General features: G+C 37.4%; 1 protein-coding gene. It reads right to left on the bottom strand.

Annotated features, from left to right (window positions below; genetic code table 11):
• Window positions 1–8: 8 nt before the first annotated feature.
• A protein-coding gene (locus A6M14_RS14030) for an IS5 family transposase (protein ID WP_152875888.1) occupies window positions 9–810 on the bottom strand; the annotation gives its coding sequence in 2 pieces (ribosomal slippage) (window positions 9–545 and window positions 547–810; 801 coding nt in all).
• Between the last annotated feature and the right edge of the window lie 69 nt (window positions 811–879).

Raw genomic sequence — 879 nt, 5'->3', positions numbered from 1 at the left:
CTAAGAACCTATCCAGAATATTTTCTATGCAAAAGTAGCCTTAAAAAGGCTAAATTAATGAACTGAAGGCTCGTATTTAGGTGCTTTTCACAGTTTTTCCAGAGCCTTCTACATTTTTCTAACCAAGCAAATGATCTTTCCACAACCCAGCGTTGTGGAATGACTGCAAATTTATGTAATTCACTTCGTTTAGCAACATCAACTCGGGCTCTGATTAAATTATTAACAGCCAAAGAAAAGGGTTCGCCTGTATAACCGCCATCAACAAGTACAACCTCTACATTTTGTAAGGTATCTCTATGCAAATTTATGGCATCTAACGCACCTTGACGATCTGTTTTATCTGCTGTCGTAACCAATATTCCATGCGGGAGACCTTGAGTATCAACAATAATATGTCTTTTAATGCCTGAAACTTTTTTACCAGCGTCATAGCCTTTATCACGTGCAGTATCTGTGTTTTTTACACTTTGTGAATCAATGATGATAAAGCTCGTTTGTTCTTTCCGTCCATTGCTGATACGGGCCTCGCCAACCACATTTTTTTAAAGCTTGCTCAAGTATGCTAGGTTCAGTTTCTGAAGACTTTTTATTCCAAATCGAGAAGTAATAATGCACAGTGCTTTTAGGTGGGAAGTCTCGAGGAAGCATACTCCATTGGCATCCACTTTTTAGAATATAGAGCAATGCGCAAAACACTTCATAGACATCAACGACTCTTGGACGTGTTTGTTTTCTTCCGCTCAATAGTAACGGTTCAATTTCTTTAAAAGCTTCTCGACTAATGTCGCTGGGATATGGTTTTCTCATGGGGGAAATTTAACAAATTATTTTTTCAATTGCTAAAAAAGAATGAAATTAATACTGGATAGGCTCTAA

The sequence above is a fragment of the Acinetobacter portensis genome, from assembly GCF_009372215.1.
GTDB classification, from domain to species: Bacteria; Pseudomonadota; Gammaproteobacteria; order Pseudomonadales; family Moraxellaceae; genus Acinetobacter; species Acinetobacter portensis.
This window is presented reverse-complemented; position numbering and strand designations above follow the sequence as displayed.